The organism is Pedobacter sp. R-06, assembly GCF_049913135.1.
Classification (GTDB): Bacteria; Bacteroidota; Bacteroidia; order Sphingobacteriales; family Sphingobacteriaceae; genus Pedobacter.
In genome coordinates, this window is sequence record NZ_CP183977.1 from 5561687 (window position 1) to 5582025 (window position 20339).

A 20339-nucleotide genomic window follows, 5' to 3' on the forward strand; every position below is an offset into this window, starting at 1 on the left:
CTTGTATTAGCCAGGTAAACACCTACATTAATACCAAATATCTATCCCGCGTCCCTAAATTAAGCCTTGTCATACCTTTTCCAATGCTAAAGCGATTTGGGAAAGGTAAGACAGATATGATAACCATGTCCCTACGAAAAGTACCAAGGCCAATATCGTAGATACTACTTATCCTAAACAGGAGAACCTATTGTAGATGGCATTTTGCTGCAAGAGGCATTTAGCCCTATAAATGGTATTGCAAGGATGCCGATGCCGGACGCTTCGAGGGGAATGCACGATTTACCGTCACGCCGAAAGATTTTTATGCGTCGATCCACCGCAAAGCAGAAGCAAAGAGGGCAGGGGGAAGCCAAGGTGATAAAAGAACAATCCGGCAGCGAGGAATAGTAATTTTTTAAAAAATAAAAGCCGCTGGTTCATCATGGGCCAACGGCTTCTTTCTTGATGCATACCTGACTTCAGCCGCGATACCGCGCCCGCTACTTCCTTGTGGAGGTTAGGTTATAGGTTAGTCCGATAAAAAAGCTGGATTTCAAGCGCTCATAGGTCGGAATGGCCGTTGCAGCTGCTGGGAGATAAAGACCCCCGGCATCCTGCTTGACCTGGTCGGAGAGCAGCTTGGACTTGGCCCATGCCCAGCCTCCGATAATACCGATCATCTTTTCCCGGCCCAGCAGAAAGCCTCCTCCGGCAAGGTACCTAGTCTTTCCGTCAAAGGGCGAGACCGAAAGACCGATGCCTGGTCCGAAGCGCACGGCCGGGGTGAACTTGTAATAGAGCTGACCGAAAGCGCCCACCGACACGTCCGACACCATGGGCCTGTCATGAAGTACCGCCATGTTCCCGTCAGTACGGGCCTGCAGGTAATACGGCTTTTCCGAGATCGCCTCACTGTAGATGAAGCCCGTGGAAAAACTCAGCCCGAATCCGCCGAAATTATATAGCGTCTCGGTCGCCTTATACAGGGTATCCTTCGCATAACTGTCAAAAAGGATCAACCTGAGCTCAGTGAGGTCCTTTTCTGATTTAAAAGGCTTTGTGGTGATCGAGCTTTTGGCTTTCTCCGAGCGGATCAGGTAGCGGGCAAATGAGAGGTAATCATTTTTCTTCAGGTCATCCGCTCTGGCGCTCGCGATGGCAAGGTTCTTCACCAGCTCGGGATCATAACGTCTGGCATTTGCAACAGTACCCTGGAGCGATTCAGCCACCGCATTGAGCAGATAAATATCAGCGCTGACCAGCTCCAACAGTTTGGGGCTGACCCCCGAAGCGTAGATGTTTTGCAAGGGTGTTTTCACCTGTGACTGGAAAAGCGATGCAGAAAGTGGCGCATGCTCTGAGTTTTCGTAAAGCGCATCGGCAAGTGTTTTCAGATCAATGAGCCTCTGCATCCTGACCTGCAGATCGGCCTCCATGGCCTTTGCATCCATGTTTGCCGACCTTACACTCCCCGGAAGACCGGAGAGCAATGGTTTAAGTGCCTCCGGCAGGGGCGAATACAGCTCGAAAGACTTTGCCTCAAGCTTGAACTGGTGGTGAGCGGTGTTGATCCCGGAAAGGGTCACCACATACTGTTCCCCTTTTTTGATGCCTTTCTTCAAGGCTTTCACCTCCATCTCATCCTGCACATTGAGGATAATCGGGAGGGTCTTGGATGTCTGGCACATCGCCTCCGGGGCAATTACCGCGGAAAGGGGTATGCTAAGTAAAAAAGTCAGCTGTTTAATGTATCGGGTTTTCATGAGGGTCATATTTAGGTTAACTGTATTTTTTGATGGTATCAGTAATGAAATTGAGATGGCTGTCCACCCGGCTGTAAATCCCGCCGTCCCCGCAATCTGACATCGAGTCTAGCGAGGATCTGGAGGTTGTTCCGGCCAGCTTGAGTTTTCCCCCAACGTTGATATAGGCCGGGCCGCCGCTGTCACCCGTGCAGGAATCATAACCATCCCCGCCGGCAACGAACTCAATATCGGACTCGTATCCATACAGGTATTCCTGCTGCTGGAGATCTTGGGCGGGGGAGGTACGGATACTTTTGATGGGAACGCTGACCTCCCGCTTGATCCCGAAACCTATCGTGCCCAGCGGATCGGTATTGCCGAATCCCACCAGCCTTACTTCCACTGCCGCGTTGAGCTCCGTACGGCTGGCCAGCTCAATCGGTACCGTCTTAGCTACATGATCGAGCATTAGCACGGTCAGATCATTGAAATGAGTGTTTACATTATAGCCAGGGTGGAGAACTGCCTTTTTCACCCCGATCCGTTCAGCCTTGGAAAGGCTGTCGATCCTGGTGGCCTTCAGGGCAACCTCATATATCGCCCCCGGAACAAAACAATGCCCGGCGGTCAGTACTGCGTTAGGGGCAATGAGGATCCCCGTGCATGTCCAGTGAAAGGAGCTGCCCTGCCGGTAACCCACCAGACAGCACTCAGGATAGACGCCCTCGGGTACCTCTTTTCCGCCGATGATCCAGTTCAGTTTTTCCAGCATAGCGCCACCTTGCGCACTTTCCTGAAATCCCGAAGATTTCTCCTGCATTTCCAGAAGCACTTTAGCCAGTGCGGTATACTTTCTGCTCAGCACGCGGAAGGCCGCCTCCGCATCAAATTCATGATTGGAACAGCCACATTTTTTTCTAGAGCTCATAGTTGTATGGTTTGATCGTGAAATTGGATGAAAAAAACCGATAAAACAATACTTAATTCTGGGTATTGTGCTGATCGTGAATTTGTTACGAGGAGTGCTGGTTCCTGCAGGAAAAAATTAACGGAATTGCCGTATATTACTCAAAAGTAAGTATTGTATATGCTCTTTCATTGGATTAGCTTAGATCAAACCAAACCACAACCCTTTAATTTTCAATGAGATGGGAAGACTCTATTATGATAAGACCCCGCCGATACCGACAGAGCTACAGCCCACCAAAGAAGAATATTATCGCCTGTGGAATCCCAAAATGGAAGAATGAAAAGAATCGTTCAGGAAATGTGAGTTACTGGAACTACCGGTAGTCCTTGTGTCTTTACTCAGTGGTGTAAACCTCATTGTGTATTGGCAGCATAAGAAAAATCTTTCAAGGCTAAAAGCAGCTGGTTAAGGCTTTAGCGTTTGTGGTTTATAAATGGGGGCTGAAATGCTTCGATAATCATCCTTTTTACCTCATGCCTGCTGTTGAAGATCAGTTTATCTGATCGGCACAAGCCACAGCTCCAAACCAGGTATTTAAATGACTTTCTCAATTGGTATTTGTTCGTTCAGACAGTAGATCCGTTGGTGCGGATGTAGGCATTTAATGGCCCGTACAATTAGCTAGTGCTTCTTTAGACAGTCCTGGTAACCATCGGCGCTAATTAAGATGCCTTCGTTTTCTTACAATTATAGAGATTAAAATACATTGAAATTTGAAGTATTAATTATAACAATCATGAACGATACATCAAAAAACAATTCTATTTTAATTACTGGTGCCACTGGCACAATAGGTTCAGAATTAGCCAGACAGCTCTCAGTAGCAGGTTTTAACTTTAAGGCTATGGTCCGCTCATTCAACAGCATAGGATCACTTAAATCTTTATCCGGATCGGAGTTGGTAAAGGGTGACTTTAACGATCCTCAAAGTCTGAGTGAGGCACTTTCGGGTGTCGAAAAAGTATTTCTACTGACCAATTCTACCGAACAGGCAGAAATCCAGCAGATTGCATTGGTTGATGCTGCAATATCTGCAGGTGTAAAACATATTGTGAAACTTTCTCAGTTTGCGGCAGATATTCAATCTCCGGTGCGTTATTTGCGTTATCATGCCGCAGTAGAACAAAAGATCATTGCATCAGGAATTGACTATACGTTCCTGCGTCCCAATCTTTTTATGCAGGGGCTTCTTGTTTTTCGCGATCCGATTATTCACCAGGGCAAATTCTTTGCTCCAGCCGGCCAGGCAAAAGTTAGTTTAGTTGATATTCGTGATATCGCAGCTGTTGCAGCCAAATCGTTAACAGAAGACGGCCACCAGGGAAAAATCTACAACCTGACCGGACCTGAAGCTTTAACACATACAGCCTTAGCCAGTATACTTTCAGCAGCAACTTCCAGAGAGATAAGGTATATTGACGTTACGCCAGAAGATATGCGTAATGCTGTCTTATCTGTAGGCTTTCCCGAATGGCAGGCAGAGGGACTATTAGAAGACTATGCTCATTATGCAAGGGGGGAGGCAGCTTTGATCAGCCCCGACATCGAAGCTGTAACCGGAAAGCCGCCCTACAAATTTGAAGCCTTTGCAAAAGATTATGCCTATTTGTTTTCGGCATAAAATTCACGTAGTTCAACTTAAGAAAAAGATATGAAAAAGTTAATTAAAGTATCAGCCATGTTATTGGTTGCTGTAGTGGCGGCAGTTTTAATTCTGGAGTTTACCAGTTCTTATACAACATCGGGCAATGTCAATCGGGATGCTCCGGTAAAAACCTTACAGTCAATAAGGATTCATGCTTCATCCCAAAAAGTATATGCAGTTTTTACAAACATTCAAAAATGGCCTGAGTGGCAAAAAGAAATTACGGCCGCAAAGCTCGATGGGCCGCTTCAGCCTGGCAGTTTTATTGAATGGTCAACCGCTGGTATGAACATCAAGTCAACCTTACAAACTGTTAAAACAAATCAACAGATCGGATGGTGTGGTAAGGCCTTTGGAGCTTTTGCAATACATACCTGGCAGTTTAAGCAACAGGACGGATATACAACTGTTGTTGTTAACGAAAGCATGGAAGGCTGGATGGTAAAACTGATGAAAGGATATTTTCAGAAGAACCTCAACATTGCAACCAAAAACTGGTTGCAGGCTTTAAAAAATGAAGCAGAAAAGGGTTAGCATCTATTTTTGTCCTGGCCGGTCAGGTAAAACTGCCGGCCTTTTAGTTCTTTAATGAAACGGTGTGGTGTGGTACCCAAAAAATACTTAAAATCTTTGATCAGGTGGCTTTGGTCATGATAGTTAAATTCATCGATAATACCGAAAATATCAGGTTTATCCTTAGGTAAATTTAACAGGTGATTTATAACTGCTTTGAAACGTAAGAAACGCAATAACTCCTTTGGCGAGTAACCGGCATATTTCTGGAAACGCAACTGTATACTCCGTTCCGTTAACCCCGTATTTGCCGCAATTGCTTTAACCGGCTGGATCAATGGGTTATGAAAATAGTACTCTCCTTCTATTAATGGTTTTACTGCGGCTTCATTAGTTTCGGCCAGAGAGTCTATAAAATGGTTCAACATCTGCAAGCGGTCTTGTATATCTTCTAACTCCGTTAACTCTCGCCACAGTTCTTCAAGGTAATGGCTGTGTGGCAAAATAGCTAAGTTCTGGGTTTCATTTCCAGTAACCGTTGTTAAAGGGACTTTAAAAAGGCGATAAAATCCGTCTAATTCGAAAGTGATTACGATCGCATCTGCATTTGCCGGCAACTCATAGTTCAGCATTTTTTTTAAAGGCCCAATAATAGATACGCGCTCTATCACTGTTTCCGGAGCTTCCTGATTGTAAGAAATTCTAACAGGAGGACCAAAATTAAAGATCAATTTCATTTCAAGGCTGGGCGAAACGTGTTTGATAACCGGAGCAGCGTCTGCGGAATTAAAAACATGGTAAAAATGGCTTACAACACCTTTCAAAGCGCTGCTGGTTTCATATAGACGTCCGTTTTGATCTTTCTCCATATATTTTACTGGCTATTCTATCCAAAAATAAACAAAAACCTGCTTTTTTGGCCTTTTAGTGAGATTTAAGATGGCAGAGATCTGGAATATGGCAAGAATGATTTGTTTGGTTCTGCTGTTCATGAAAGATGGAAAATACCTATTTACCCAATACCTGTTCTGATTTCGGGCTGCTTAAAGCACTTTCGCGGCATACGCGCTGCAATTAAATAATCTACTTGCTCATATATTCAAAGCCGTTGTTACTCGCAATGGTAAGCAGCGGCTGGATGTTTTCTAAAAACCTCCCCCTTAAATCTACCTCGGGTAACTCCAGTGCATTAGCCCTGGGAAATATACTGAGGTATTCATCCATTATCGGTTCTTTGGGGTAGTTCTCGCTCATTACCTTGATTGCTGTTTTTTGCAGCTGATAAAACCCATCAAAGTAATCTTCAACCCTTGGCAGCCTGTCATTCTTCCGGCTGTTGAAAGATGGATCAGCGGGGATGAGGTTCCAGATCAGATCATGCGACACAAAGGCATAAGGGATGAAATGCTCAACGGCAAAATTGCCATGCACAAGTTTTTTATGCGTGTATATACATTCCAACGGGCCGGTATGGTCTAAAACCCTGTTCCAGAATTTACGTTGGCTTAACAGGCTGTTTCTTTTTGCTGGCTTAATTAACTTGTTCGGAATATCCGGTACATTAGGGTTATGTTTCTGAAAATACAAACTTAGTTTCCAGTAACAAAAACTTTTCAAAATCCCTGCATTCCTGCTCAGGTAATCGATCCAGATGGGGTTAATGGTAATATGCGTTTGATCAACCGCATAAAGACAATTGTTTTCAAAAGTTTGTGATACCTTATAGGTGGCATTTCGGTTTTCTGCAATGGATGGAAACCAGGGGCTTAAAAAACGGTGTGGAACCTGTTTATCAAAATGCCATAATAACTTTTGTGTAGCCAGTAGGTCACTACTGTCCAGGCGCTGCTTAATCTTGTTTCGGTCTTCATTCAATACTGATCCCTTCAACTGCTGCATCTTCTTTTACCTTAGCAATACGGTTTGCCGTATCTACAGATTTTATGTGGAAGGGGCTGGTTTTTGCCTGTTTTTTCACAATTACAAACAATCGCTCCAACCGCTCAACGACTTCGGGGTCATTTTGTGAGCGTTATATTTTATTGCATTGCCAATAGCTAGCACATTAACCATATTAATAACCTTCCGCCCCCATAACCTCGGTAGAGTTTTTTATCTGTCTTAATATCCTCTTTTTTTAGTACACCACGTTTTTGCTTAATGATTAACGATAATCTGCTGTTTGATGGTTTTACCGTCTTTGGTAATGTGAAGAAAATAAGTGCCGTTTGGAATAGCGCTGGTATTCAGCGTGATCTTGTCCTGGGCAAATGGGTTTGTAGCAACCACTTTTCTTCCGATATCGTACAAAACAGCTGAGAATCCATTACTGGTTTTGTTGCTGGCTTTTGACTGGCCTGGTTGACTTTGAAAAGCGGATGTGGCCTGGCTAAGCTGTGAAGGTTCTGTTAAATCTTCTTTTACCGGGGCCAATTCTACAGAAAGCTCATTGCTTACAGGGTTTGGATAGACCTTAAATGCCGAGGATGTAGATAAATGGGGGTAATCGTCTAAATTGATTCCAAAGTGCTGCCAGGCGCTTACCCCACAGGTGTTTGTATAGCGTACGGTAATGGTGCGGTACATGCCATAAGTGGTATCAAACGAAATACCCGGAACGTTCTGAAGGTAGGTGGCAGGATTGAGGGTATTTAAGGGGATGAAGGGGTTTCCGTCTGCGCTTTCTACATCGAAATAACTCCCTGGATAGGTATTGTTGTATTTGAACATGACAGTCACGTACCTGGGCGCCGGAGGAGGCGGACCAGAGGCAAGGGTAATATTTGCTATGCCTACCTGAACGGTTTTGTTAACGTTTACTATCCGGTTATAGCCCTTGCTATCGGTGATGGTTACAGTAAGCTGGGTGTAGGCCGGTGATACTGCCGCGTTTCTGTTGACTACAATGCTGGAGGTATTTTGGCCGCTGATCAGGTTTAGGGTATTTGGGACATTCCAGCTATAGGTGCAGCCAATCAGATTTGGCACAGAATAGGTGTGATTATTGTTATCGCAATAGTCAATGTTTTCATCGCCGTTCATTGTTATTGTGCTTAATATAAGTGGATTTACGGCCTGGTTTCCTGATGGTGATAGTATGGGTTGAAGTCCGGCATCGCCCCAGGAGTAGCTGAACTTGCCATAACGGTCGCCAAAGTCGGTGAAATCACAGCTGCTCCATCCTCCACGGAGCTGGCCAACAACCTGTCCATATTGATTGAAAAGGCCGGCGCCCGAAGAACCGGGTGACACGACTCCTTCAGCATAATGGGCGGTCCAGAATTTGTTTCCCCACAGCCAGTCTGCTACATCGCGAGTGTCGGTGATGCGCATATCTTCTCCATTTGGATGGTGCAGTATATAAGAACTATAATCAGCAGGTGGAGTGGTCTGCCGGTTCCAGCCCGCATAGTTGACACCGTCGCCTATGCCCGGAGGATTAGTCAGCTCAAGCAATACCACATCAGTTTCTTTAGAAGATGCCTTTAGGATTGCGCCGGTGAACTGTATTCCAAAATCGTTAACACTGCTCAGGCAGTTGTTGCGCCAGAACTGGAATAATATTCTTGCACTGGCCAGTGCATTTATTTCTGAAGCATCCAGCACATCATTATTATCAGCGTCGATAACATGAAAGGCAGTTAGAAAGTAGGCTTTGCCGTTATTGTATTCGTTGTTGATCAAAGTGCCCGTACCTGTATATCCGTTAGAAGAAAGTTTGGCTACTGCCCTTGCCGAATTCATCATGTAAGGGCGGCACATTACGGTTGGGTTACAGTTTGTCGAAGCATCGCGCGTTAGTGCTCCATTTTTGGAACCACCCATTTCTTTGAATCCAACTTCTATTTTATTGATGGAGATACGGCTTTTAAAATCTCCGGAATTATGGGGCTCAATAATGTAGATGGTAATATTGTTGCCATTTAAAGGTGAAATGCCTATGGTGTTTGAAACAGTAAAATTATTTTTCTTGATGCAGCTGTCCAATATGTTTTTTTGATCGTTGAAGATATACATCTCTGCTGTGCTGGAAAGCTCAAAACTATTGAAAATCAGACCGATATTTAATGCATTAGGCACGCTGATACGCAGTGTCCATACTTTTCCTGCTGAGCTTGAGGTGATTTTACCATCTGCCATACCAACAGCAACAGGCAATATATCTGCATAATGCTCGGTTTTATTGATTTCAGTTTTTGGATCGCCGTCAATTGGAGCTTGGATTTTAGCATTTGCAATCTTCGGTGAATAACTAAAGGTTTTGGTATTGACGGTTTTGAGGTCTGGGTAGCCCGGAATCTGGCTGTTAATTTGCTGAGGGGTGGTGGCAACCCTTAAAATTTGTGCTTTGGCACATAAAAATAGGGTGCTCAAAAATACAACTAAAAGTATTCTCATGAGTGCGTTATTTACTTGAAAAATGGTTGAACTAACTAAAAGACAGCTGGGCTTACGTGTACAAATTTGGCTACCTTGAGGGTGTACACTACCGGATCGCTTACGCTGCAGTTTGGGGTTGAAGTAGCTGTGCCTGCTATTGTAAAATCGAAACCGATCTTTTGCCCTATCTTCTTCAGGCTTTCAGGCAAATCCACGGTTTTAATAACATTATTGTAAGTGGTGCCGTTTAAGGTTAGTTTATCTCCAAATTGCTGCTGTACAGAGGAAGCAGAATGTATCTCAATTAACCAGTAATCTTTGTTTTGGTCTGAATTGCATGTTTCTTTTGCAATAACGGTACCAGAGGCGCCATCATATGGCGGTTTGAAAGGTTGCTTATTATTACAGCCATAGCCTATGAGGAAAAATATAGCTGAGATGAGGAATGTAATAAATGTTTTTTTCACGTGGTATGAGTTAAGAGGCTAATATTTCAAAGTTAGCTCAGGTGCTTTGTATTAAAAATTATCTGACATTAATTTTTTGTTAAATATTTGAATAGCAAATCCTTTATGAGTGCAGTATTTATTCTTTCCGATATCGGTGCTTTTGACTGGTCCTTATCGGTTACCCAATGAAATTTGATAGGTGTTAAAAAGTTCTTAATTCATTGATGAGAAAACGGCTATTCAACTGAATATTAAATGCTCCCTGTAATACCAGCTTACAGGAGCATTTACACCATATATTTTTATCTTCCGAAAACCCTATTGTGCGCATACATCTTTTGATATGATTAGTGCATCTATGGCTATAGCAGGTTGCTTATTTATGAAAATAGACTGCCAGAAATTGTGGACGGTAAAAATTACAATCTCTTCGCGTGGATGGTACGGCCCTGTATAAAAATCATCTCTTTTATTAAGCCGTGCTCATCTTTTACAAACTCCATACTGGCCTGGATCGTTTTAAAAAAGAACTTATTGGCACTTTCTGCAAAGGCTTCTATTTTAGGCTGCCCGGTGGCCTGTACAAAAACCTTTTTACCCTCGCGGCTTACGGTTAATACAAGTTCGGGAGTAAGCTGATAGTTGCCAAGATAACTATTTAGATCCTGCTCAGGAACGTCAGCGAGGGTAACCTTCTTGGTTTTGCTCAGGCCCTTAAAACCATATACGGTAGAAATGCTGTTGATCAGCTCCTGAACAATTTCTCCGTTATCTGAATTAACCATAACGACCAAACCATTTCCACCCTCAAAGCTCCCATAGTATCCGCCGGTAAACCCCGCATTGCCCGCGCCGTGGCCAAAGTACTTTAGCCCATTGTAATCCTCTACAAAAACACCTAATGCAGCACCGTTATTATTCATGTACGGACTAAGGCGCAATTTTGTATCCTTTTGATCAAGAACCTTTGCCGATTTACCCTCGTAGGCAAGCTGGGTTTCGATGATATATTTGGCCAGGTCGCTGGGGTTTGTCCATAAACCCGCAGCAGCCTGCTCCGGATAAATATGATATTTCCCCTTCACCTCTTTTCCATCACCATCGTATCCTGCAGACAGCAGTTCCTGCCTGATACCCAGGGGCGGCTGCGCAAAAGTGCTGCTGAGCATACCCAATGGCTTTAGTACCTGCTCCATTAAATATGTTTCGTACCGTTGCCCGGTAATATCGGTGAGTACGAGCTGGGAAATGGTTGTTCCCCCTCCTGAATATTCCTGGCGGGCTCCGGGAGCGAAAAGTGAACGTACCGCATCAGAATTGGCCGGAGATTCGCCGTTTAAAATCTGCACGATCGATGGCAGCGGCTTACCTGCCTCATAGCCCCCAAAGCCATGCACATTCAATCCTGCAGTATGGCTGAGCAGGTTTGCCATACTGATTTTCTTACCCTTAGAAACCGAATCGTAAGGGAATTTCCAGCTTTTGAGGTAAGTATTAATGTCTGCATATAAATCCAGGTTCCGCTCCTTAAAAAGCTTTAATATGGCCAGGCTGTTCAGCGATTTACTGATGGATGCCGCCTGGAAAAGCATTTTATCGTTTACCCGAATTTTCTTTTCTGCATCAGCAAATCCATAACCCTTTGCAAAATCGACCTTATAATCCTTAATCACCGCAATGCTGAGCCCCTGAACCTTAAAATGTTTCATCCGTTCCAGCAAATTCGAAGGCCCTGAATCGCCGGTCTGGATGTTTTCAGTAAGCCCGTTTTCAACCTGCCTGATCCGCTCCTGCACGGTAGATTGGGCAAGGCTATTGTTAAAAATGAAAACCGAAAAAAACAAAGCCAGGGTGGCAGTGAATGTATAGGATTTTTGAATGTCCTTCTTAAGCCTGGCCAAATGAGGCCTTTCTATATTTTTCATAACAATCATTTTGGGGTAGTCCAGAACAGGTCAGGATTATTGGTTTTATAATTGATAAACTTAACCCCGGTTTTCTGGTTGGTTGATTCTCTTTTATGCGGCCCCTGAACAATACCGTCTAACGGCAACAGTTCTACATAGGCCACTTCTTTTCCGCTGGTCCAGGTTTCGGTATCATACTGGCTAACTACGGGTGTTTCCAGGCGGTAAAGATTTTTTGCCATATAGGTCTGCAGGTAATATTCCTTGGATTGCAGCGCCGTACGGTTCCAGTTTGCATCGGCATTTAATACCAGCGGCATCCCCTTTACCAATCGTTCCCTTACTTCTGGTATACCAAGCAGGTTGCCTTTTTCATCCATCACATAAGAATCAAAGGTAGGGTCAATCCAGATCCACTTTTTAAGGTCCTTGCAATATACCATATTAATTACATGGCAATCATCAAAGTTCGTTTCCTTTGGCATGCAGGTGATATACCTGGAAGTGATGCCCATGGCGAGGTAACATTCGTTGAGTACGGTAGCCAGCATACGGCAGTTTACCCCGCGGTTTTGCTCGCGGCACACCCTGATCAGCTCAATCGCATTTTTAAGGGTCGGGTTATCGCTGTTCCCATCGTGCCTGATGAGGTTATGTACCCAATGCATGAGGTTGAAGATTTTGGAAAGTTCATTTCCTTTGCCCGCGATCGAATCCAGCCTGAGCTCCTTTCTGATGCGTACCAGGTTAGGGTTCTCCATTGATTGATAGGTAAAGACAGGGACTTCACGTCTGTCTGAAAGGTTATATTTTCCCGCCTTTTGAAGTGTATCCAGGTAGGCAATGGGTTTCCGGCTTGGGGCCTTTGCATCATATTTGACCTGTGTTCTTGCGGTATCGGTTCCATTTACCAGGATAATAAAATCATATTCCCCAACCTTTGGATCGACATTGAATGATATGGATTCCTGATCGGTGTAGAAGGTTACTTTTTTGGCTGAGGTGGTATATACATCTAATTTTTCTTTAGGCATAACCGTCCAGGCGTTTTTTCTAACGGGGTAGTTATCATCTTTGATATCAACACTTGTAGAAGTTGCCTTAACAATTTTAAGTTTCTTTTGGGCGAATACGGTTGTTACCGGAAAAAGGAGTAAGAATAGAATGGAACGTTTCATTTTCAATTGGTTTAAGGTTTGAGCTTAAAACAAAGACGCCGGGAAACTCCGGAACGTTGCATTGCACCTAAAATAATAGTTGCCATGCTAAAACAAGGTTCGTGCCCCGGATATAAAAACCAACCCATGCCAGGTGTAAAGACCAGCAATCTGCATGTTTCGCACCGGCGCTTTTTCAGGGTTTAGCCAACACATTAACCCCTTAAACAAAAAAAGCCACCCAATGGGCAGCTTTAACTTAATCGGATTGATATTTTCTATTTTGCTAAATTCATTGCGTTTTGTTCTGCTTCCATAATCGCCTGAGAAGCATATGATGCTGATTTAAGACTGGCAAAATCTGCCAATTTTACATTTTTCATGTTGCTTGCAATCATGGTACTTTCACCGGCAGTGCCGTTTAATTTTAATACCGCATCTTCCTTAACGATGGTATATAAACTGCCTGCAGTAGTTTTGATTTTTGCAGTGGCACTCTGGCCCAAAAATAACTGAAGGTATTTTACATCGAAATTATTGCTGGTTACCACAACCGATTGTCCGTAAGCTTCAATCCTTTCCAAATCTTTTACGGTAATGTTCAGCGTTACCTGACTTGTTTCCAACGAATTGATGAATAAGGTTTTTCCATCGGTTGATACGGAGGTTTTTGCAGCATCGTAGTTACTGGTACCTTCTACGTTTTGTTTATCGCCTTGCGTTAAGATCAGCTTCACGTTACCGCTCACCCAGATCCTGTTGAAACCTGATAATGAAGGCTTTTTTGTTTCTGCTTTAACTGGCTCGGCGGCAAAAGTTGCCACGGCTGATGAGGTTAATACTACTGCTGTTAATGCTGCTGCGAATATTGTTTTTGCTAAAGTTTTCATATCTTTTATATTTTAGGTTTTTGCTATTGTTTTGTTATTAAGACGCAGCTACACAGCAAACGTTGCAGGCAAAAACCCGGTATTATACCAGCCTTGGTAACTACTAGACCAACGCCTGTAATTTCTAGACGAACGGTTACCAATGAGCAACGGTTTGCGGCAATAGTTTTGGGGAAGTATTAACTAAAGAGCAGCTTTTGCAACCTGTTTAATGAGGAAAAGCCACAGCACCGGCCTGCCTTTACCGGCCAATTGTTAAAAAATGTTAAAGGAATTTGAAAATATTATTTTGTTGTTTTTTTTTGAGCCTCCATCAGATAAACAAACAGGAAAGCATTTTTTAGAGCAATTATTTATTTTTTGATTTTAGATCATGTTATCAGCATTACTATTTAACCGTTTTCGCTTATCAGGAAGATTTGCGCTTTTTTTCATCATCTTTTTTGCGCCATCACTGGCCACCATTGCCCAACAATTAAACGAAGCCAAGGCAGGTCCATCGGCTTTTACGGCCAAGCTGATTAATATTGAGGCGGCCACGAACGAGGTTTTCAGGTACAGCACTACCCTGCACAACGGAACCAAAAAACAGGCTATTTATGAGCTGAAGGCCGCGCTGCCCGAGGGTTGGGTAGTGAGTTACAAAGTAGAGGGCAACCAGGTTACCTCGCTTAATATGGATGCAGGCAAAAGCCAGGAAATTGCAGTGGAGATTAACGCCAGTGCAAATGCATCGCCTAAAAAATACAATATCCCCCTTAAAGCCGTTTCGGCCAATGATACCCTTTTACTTAACCTCGAAGCGGTAGTAAAAGGCTCGTATGGTGTTGCCATGAATACGCCTAGCGGAAGGCTGAGTGAAGAGGTGAGTTCGGGCGGGCATAAAGATATCCAACTGGAGGTTAAAAACTCGGGCACACTGCCCCTGAGCGATCTGGACCTGAACAGTCAGCTGCCGAGCGGCTGGGAAGTACGTTTCGAGCCGGCCAAGATCAGTAAACTTGAGGCCGGAAAAAGTGTAGCCGTTACTGCCTTTCTAAAAGTTCCTGATAAAACCATAGCCGGAGATTATGCTGCAACCTTTAGCCTTTCGGGTGCCAATGCGAACACACAGTTGGCGTTCCGCATGTTTGTTAAAACTTCATTGCTTTCTGGCTGGATCGGTATCCTGGTAATTCTGCTGGCCATTGGCAGTGTATACTACCTCATCCGTAAGTACGGTAGAAGATAATCCATTCTTTAACAGCACAAAAATAAGATGGAACCTATCATACAACTTAGGAACCTAAGCAAACGCTATGGAACCTTTAAGGCGGTTGACGAACTGAACCTGGACGTATACCGCGGTGAGATTTTTGGCTTGCTCGGGCCAAATGGTGCGGGCAAAACCACCTCCATATTGATGATGCTGGGGCTAACCGACCCCAATAGCGGTACGGCTCATGTGTGCGGATACGACGCCACCAAAAACCCTATTGCAGTAAAGCAAAAGGTGGGCTATATGCCCGATAGTGTAGGCTTTTACAACCACATGACGGCCCTCGAAAATTTAATTTACCTGGGCAGGCTGAACAACCTGGACGAAAGCACATTGAAAGACCGGGCCATGGCAGTGCTTAATATAGTAGGGCTTGCCGGCAGTATGGATAAAAAAGCCGGTATTTTTTCGCGGGGCATGAAACAGCGGCTGGGCCTGGCCGATGTATTGATCAAAGACCCTGAGGTAATTATTCTCGACGAGCCGACACTCGGCATAGACCCTGCAGGGGTAAAAGAATTTTTAAGCCTGATTAAAACCCTGAGCCAGCAGCAGGGCTTAACCGTTCTGCTCTCTTCGCACCACCTGCACCACGTACAACAGGTATGCGACCGTGTGGGCATATTTGTTGGCGGCAAACTGTTGGCCCAGGGTGATATTGCCTCGCTTTCCGCTAACCTTTTTGGCAAAGAAGGATCGGTTACCACAATTAAAACAGCACACTTAATTGAGCAGCCCTGGCCATTGGAAGCAGAAATGGGGCAATGGGATGCGGTTACAGATATCGGCATTTCTGACGATACGCTGGAGTTTACCACCCAAAATGATATAACCCCCCGCATTGTTCGGCATTTAGTGGAAAAGGGTTACGATATTTTACAGGTAAGCCGTAAGGAGTATGGCCTGGATGAAATCTATCAGAAATATTTTGAAAGTAGTTTTAATGAAAATCTAAATCATGGAAAATCAAGCGGCATCTTCAAACGTGCTTTCTTCGGACAGCACAAAAGATAAGAAATATACAGGCCCATCTCAGCCAAACAGGGCCTTTGGCGTAATTATCCGGAAAGAAATTGCCGATCATATTAGAAGCTGGCGCTTTTTGGTATTGGTTGGTTTGGTGCTGTTAACCTTTGTGGCTTCCTTATATGTATCGGTAGGCAATATCAGAACGGCCTTTACCAATACAAACGACCCCGACCATGCTTTTATGTACCTGAAACTGCTTACCTCGACAGATAATTCTATGCCGCCTTTCCATGTACTGCTCAGTTTCCTTGCTCCACTGCTTGGCATTAGTATGGGCTTTGATGCCATTAATTCGGAACAGAATAACGGAACCTTAACCCGGCTTTTGGCACAACCGATTTACCGGGACAACCTGCTGCTGGCTAAATTTAGCAGTGCTATAATGATAGTAGGCATGCTTTTTCTTTCGCTTACCTTACTTATGATTGGCGGGGGGCTGGTTTTAACAGGCGTTAGGTTAGAAGCTCAGGAACTGATCAGGATAATGGGCTTTGTTTTTGTAACCCTTCTTTATGTTGCATTCTATTTAAGTTTATCTATCCTGCTTTCTATTGTTTTCAGGCAACCGGCAACTGCTGCGCTGAGCGCTTTGGGGCTGTGGCTGTTCTTTACTGTTTTTTATCCGATTATTGTTAACCTGGTTATAAGGGCCTTTTTACCCGACCCTGCCTACCTTTCGCAGGCACAGGTAATGGGTTACAATGAATTAATCCTGGATATGATGCGGATTGCACCTAACCAGCTTTATACTGATGCGGCCACCACATTATTGATGCCATCGATACGGAGCCTCGGCCCGATGAGCATGGAGCAAATGGCAGGTGCCATTCCCAGTCCGCTGCCGGTAAAGGAGAGCCTGATGATTGTATGGCCCCAGTTAAGCGGGATGATTGCCGCCAGTACAGGTTGTTTTGCCATTGCTTATTACCTTTTTATGCGCAGGGAAATTAGAAGTTAAAGCGGACACCTCCTTTGCATACGCCCGCTATCTGGTTTTTATTTTGCTGATTTGGAAAAAGAATACCCTGATACCTGGAAATTTTTAAATTATTATAGCTGTAGGGCAATAATTTGTCTCAATATCCGTATTATATACCGAGAGCGTTAATTTAGATTAAAACGGGGACCGTCTATCAGATGGTTCCCGTTTTCTTTTAAAGCTGTTTTGATAAGGGTAAAAATCCGGTACACCAATTTTTAGTCTGCGGCATTCATCTCTAATCAATAATCTGGCTTTATGGCTTTACTATGCGGTTAACCGCAAAACCCCAATAAACATTGCCTTAATTATTTTGATCTATTGGAAATACAATATTAAGGCAATATTTATTATCATTGCTAATCATTAAGCGCTTAAAAATGTACAAAAAATTATTTATTGTAATAAGCCTGCTTATTATTGGTATTACAGTTTTTGCTCAAAGTTCTAAAAAAGAAATTCCTAAACTTGGCGAAAAGCCCAAATTCTTTATTGATATTGTATTAACGGTAAAAAAAGATTTACTCCGGTTCGACCCAACACTCATTGCCTCTTTAACAATACCAGATAGAAAAGGTGCAACTGATGTTTTAGGCGATAAGGCGCAGGATGGCTTGGTTGATTTAGAAAGTATTTACAATAGGGATAAGAAATTTTAATCACTACGGCGCTTGGCCTGGGAGATGGATGGCCTAAGCCGTATGCCAAAAGATTAATATGAAATATTTAAAGTTATTATTTGCCTTTTTTCTGCTTGCGTTTAGCTATTCTGCTTTTGCTCAAAACAACAGGCCAAACATTATTATCATTCTTGTTGATGATATGGGTTTTAGCGATGTAAGCACCTTCGGCGGAAATTTTGTGCCTACCCCCAATATAGACCGTTTGGCGAAAAACGGGTTAATGCTTAAACAATATTATAGTGGCGCACCGATCTGTTCGCCATCAAGAACCAGCCTGCTCACGGGTATGTACCCCGGAAGGTGGAACTTTAGTACCTATCTTGATAATAAAAAGCACAATAAAAATGCACAACAAGCAGATTACTTAAATCCTGAAGCGCCATCTATCGCCCGGATTTTCCAATCTGCCGGGTATGCAACCGGTCATTTTGGTAAGTGGCACATGGGCGGGGGAAGAGATGTGAAGGATGCTCCGGTTTTTGAAAAATATGGTTACGATGCCCACGCCAGTACTTACGAAAGTCCACAGCCAGACCCACTGCTCACTGCTACAAACTGGATCTGGTCGGATAAAGACAGCATAAAACGCTGGGACAGAACCAAATATTTTGTTGATAAAACACTCGTTTTTTTTAAAGAAAATAAAAATAAACCACGTTTTGTAAATCTTTGGCCAGATGATGTACATACGCCATGGGTACCCAATGTTGGAGATGAATATATTGGTAAGTTCCCGCTTGGACAAGAATCTGAGCAGGCCTTTAAATTGGTGCTGAAGGAACTTGACCAGCAGGTGGGAAGATTAATGGACGGTTTAAAAAAAATGGGCGAAGACAAGAATACCATCATTATCTTCACCAGTGACAATGGCCCTTTACCCAGTTTTAAAGGGAGCCGGACTGGTGGTTTAAGAGGCACTAAACTTTCTTTATACGAGGGGGGCACCAGAATGCCATTTTTAATTAGTTGGCCAGGGCATATTCCCCAGGGAAAAATAGATGCGGGCTCGGAAGTAAATGCGATAGATTTACTGCCATCATTAGCCAACATGGCCGGGGTAAAGTTACCTGCAAATTACCAGGGAGATGGATTAGACCGGAGTAAGGTTTTCGCCGGAAAATCATCGCTAAGGGAGAAAAACATGTTTTGGGAGTATGGCAGAAATGATATTGCCTTTAAATACCCTGCCAAACCCAATAGAAGCCCTAACCTGGCGGTGCGCGCTGGAGAATGGAAATTGCTTATGAATAGTGACGGCACTGATGTGCAGCTTTATAACATTGTGAAAGATAAAAATGAAACTACCGAGCTAAGCGCCAAGCAGGTTAAAATAACCAATCAGCTAAAAACCGAACTGCTTGCCTGGTGGGAATCTCTGCCCAAACTCAAAAATTAATTAAAACATTTGAAATCATACCTGCAAGTTGTTGGTTTTTCGAATTAATTATTTTAGGGGTTCGGTGGTGAAGATCAGCTCAGCGCTGATAAACAGAAAAACCAATTAGTTGCCATCATTGGTCTGGCATCCTACTTTTAACTGGTGCGATTTGGGGAGGTGCACAGTGCTACACACTTATTGACCATTTTTTAACCAATAGGAAGATCAAAATCATTTAGAAACTCAATCTGTTATACTTTCTGTATAAAAAACAGTTTATTTACACTTGTAAACATTTTCACAACCTACTGTTTTACAGGGTGATACACTTAAATAACCGTACATTAGTAGTATGAGAAAGTTATTTTTGCTATTGGCATTGTCACAGTTGATTTTAATAATGAGCTGTAAAATGGATTTTATTGATTTAATAAATAATGGTTCAAATCAAAAAAAATATACTGTCAATTTTCGTATTGGTGGGCTAAATCACAATATAGGGGAGGCTAATGTTGGATTCCAAAACGAACCGATAAAAAACTATATTACACAACTGAGCATTATTGTTTACGATGTTTCTAGCGGTGAAGAAGTAGCAAGGCAAACTCAAAGCTCAACTGATTTAAATTTTGGACAAATCGCCTTTAGCCTGCCACCAGCAAATTACATTTTTGTTGCAGCAGGATCCAATACACCTTTTGGCATTAATCTTTTTTACCAAACGCCTGCTACAGCACCAGTAAAGCTACAAATTGCACAGGCTTACATGCAGTATCTTTATCCAGATCCTTACGAGGGCGAAAAAAATTATAGGACCACTGATACATTTCTGGCAAAAGACACCGTTAGCATTACGGGAAACAAAACCGTGGATCTGATGATGCAGCGTGTAATCGGAGAAGTCGAAATTTCTTTTTCTGATATTCATACTTTTAATGCAGAGCTATTCGGTGAATCTACCGCTATAAGTTTTGATACCTATAATCCCTTTAATGGCGTAACCAGAAGGCCCCATTTTCAGGTCAATACATCAGCCAATGGACCATTTAAACTTAAGCTGCTAACAACCGGAAGAACCCTTTTTATAGATATTGATCCCCCAGGATCACTTCCGATCCCCGTTTTCATTCCAATTGAAAGAAATAAGACAACAAAAGTTTCAGGAAATATTCTTAGCGGAGAAATTAATATTACATCCCAATAATATTAACAATTCAGGTATTTTGAAATGAATGCTTGTTGCAACAGTTACAAGTTTTTTTTGGAGGCTGTTTTAAAATTTAATATTCTGGCAGTTTAAGTGCTTTTTTCAACGCCTCGAACATGGCCATGTGTTTGCCGGGATTCTTCGCCATCATCCCTGACGATGTTTTA

General features: G+C 43.2%; 17 protein-coding genes. 8 read left to right on the top strand and 9 right to left on the bottom strand.

What is annotated here, in order from left to right; translation table 11 throughout:
• Window positions 1–482 precede the first annotated feature (482 nt).
• Together ACN9MR_RS22520 and ACN9MR_RS22525 are read right to left on the bottom strand one after the other, a co-directional pair.
• Window positions 483–1745 (bottom strand): hypothetical protein, encoded by a 1263-nt coding sequence (locus ACN9MR_RS22520; protein WP_426326776.1) that lies wholly within the window; start codon window positions 1743–1745, stop codon window positions 483–485.
• A gap of 16 nt (window positions 1746–1761) precedes the next feature.
• Entirely contained in the window at window positions 1762–2655 is an 894-nt protein-coding gene (locus ACN9MR_RS22525) for a S1 family peptidase (RefSeq protein WP_426326777.1), read from the bottom strand.
• Window positions 2656–3433: 778 nt separating this feature from the next.
• Between ACN9MR_RS22525 and ACN9MR_RS22530 the strand changes: the two genes are divergently transcribed.
• Window positions 3434–4318 (top strand): SDR family oxidoreductase, encoded by an 885-nt coding sequence (locus ACN9MR_RS22530; RefSeq protein WP_426326778.1) that lies wholly within the window; start codon window positions 3434–3436, stop codon window positions 4316–4318.
• Between the two features lie 30 nt (window positions 4319–4348).
• Entirely contained in the window at window positions 4349–4876 is a 528-nt protein-coding gene (locus ACN9MR_RS22535; RefSeq protein WP_426326779.1) for an SRPBCC family protein, read from the top strand.
• Here ACN9MR_RS22535 and ACN9MR_RS22540 read toward each other — a convergent pair.
• From ACN9MR_RS22540 to ACN9MR_RS22570, 7 genes are all read right to left on the bottom strand, one after another.
• Complete coding sequence (locus ACN9MR_RS22540) at window positions 4873–5724, bottom strand: helix-turn-helix domain-containing protein (RefSeq protein WP_426326780.1); 852 nt, start codon at window positions 5722–5724, stop codon at window positions 4873–4875. The two genes, ACN9MR_RS22535 and ACN9MR_RS22540, sit on opposite strands and share 4 nt — an antisense overlap.
• Window positions 5725–5938: 214 nt before the next feature.
• Window positions 5939–6754, bottom strand: a complete 816-nt coding sequence (locus ACN9MR_RS22545; protein ID WP_426326781.1) for an HNH endonuclease domain-containing protein — start codon at window positions 6752–6754, stop codon at window positions 5939–5941.
• A 258-nt stretch (window positions 6755–7012) separates the two neighbouring features.
• Complete coding sequence (locus tag ACN9MR_RS22550; RefSeq protein WP_426326782.1) at window positions 7013–9253, bottom strand: trypsin-like peptidase domain-containing protein; 2241 nt, start codon at window positions 9251–9253, stop codon at window positions 7013–7015.
• 35 nt (window positions 9254–9288) lie between these two features.
• Window positions 9289–9702 carry a hypothetical protein gene (locus ACN9MR_RS22555; RefSeq protein WP_426326783.1) on the bottom strand — a complete coding sequence of 138 codons (414 nt, stop codon included), beginning with the start codon at window positions 9700–9702 and terminating at the stop codon, window positions 9289–9291.
• 401 nt (window positions 9703–10103) lie between these two features.
• On the bottom strand, window positions 10104–11609 hold the full coding sequence (locus ACN9MR_RS22560) for a serine hydrolase (protein WP_426326784.1): 1506 nt from the start codon (window positions 11607–11609) through the stop codon (window positions 10104–10106).
• Window positions 11610–11614: 5 nt separating this feature from the next.
• Complete coding sequence (locus ACN9MR_RS22565) at window positions 11615–12769, bottom strand: transglutaminase-like domain-containing protein (RefSeq protein WP_426326785.1); 1155 nt, start codon at window positions 12767–12769, stop codon at window positions 11615–11617.
• A 257-nt stretch (window positions 12770–13026) separates the two neighbouring features.
• A complete protein-coding gene (locus ACN9MR_RS22570) occupies window positions 13027–13638 on the bottom strand; it encodes a GIN domain-containing protein (protein WP_426326786.1) in 612 nt (203 codons plus the stop codon).
• 373 nt (window positions 13639–14011) lie between these two features.
• Here ACN9MR_RS22570 and ACN9MR_RS22575 point away from each other — a divergent pair, with 373 nt between their 5' ends.
• From ACN9MR_RS22575 to ACN9MR_RS22600, 6 genes are all read left to right on the top strand, one after another.
• Entirely contained in the window at window positions 14012–14869 is an 858-nt protein-coding gene (locus ACN9MR_RS22575) for an NEW3 domain-containing protein (RefSeq protein WP_426326787.1), read from the top strand.
• A 27-nt stretch (window positions 14870–14896) separates the two neighbouring features.
• On the top strand, window positions 14897–15910 hold the full coding sequence (locus tag ACN9MR_RS22580; RefSeq protein ID WP_426326788.1) for an ABC transporter ATP-binding protein: 1014 nt from the start codon (window positions 14897–14899) through the stop codon (window positions 15908–15910).
• Window positions 15855–16883, top strand: a complete 1029-nt coding sequence (locus ACN9MR_RS22585) for an ABC transporter permease (protein WP_426326789.1) — start codon at window positions 15855–15857, stop codon at window positions 16881–16883. Before ACN9MR_RS22580 ends, ACN9MR_RS22585 begins: the two co-directional genes overlap by 56 nt.
• 401 nt (window positions 16884–17284) lie before the next feature.
• Window positions 17285–17563: a hypothetical protein gene (locus ACN9MR_RS22590; RefSeq protein ID WP_426326790.1), complete on the top strand. Its 279-nt coding sequence runs from the start codon at window positions 17285–17287 to the stop codon at window positions 17561–17563.
• A gap of 58 nt (window positions 17564–17621) precedes the next feature.
• Window positions 17622–18983: a sulfatase-like hydrolase/transferase gene (locus ACN9MR_RS22595; RefSeq protein ID WP_426326791.1), complete on the top strand. Its 1362-nt coding sequence runs from the start codon at window positions 17622–17624 to the stop codon at window positions 18981–18983.
• Between the two features lie 334 nt (window positions 18984–19317).
• Complete coding sequence (locus ACN9MR_RS22600; protein WP_426326792.1) at window positions 19318–20169, top strand: hypothetical protein; 852 nt, start codon at window positions 19318–19320, stop codon at window positions 20167–20169.
• Window positions 20170–20339 lie beyond the last annotated feature (170 nt).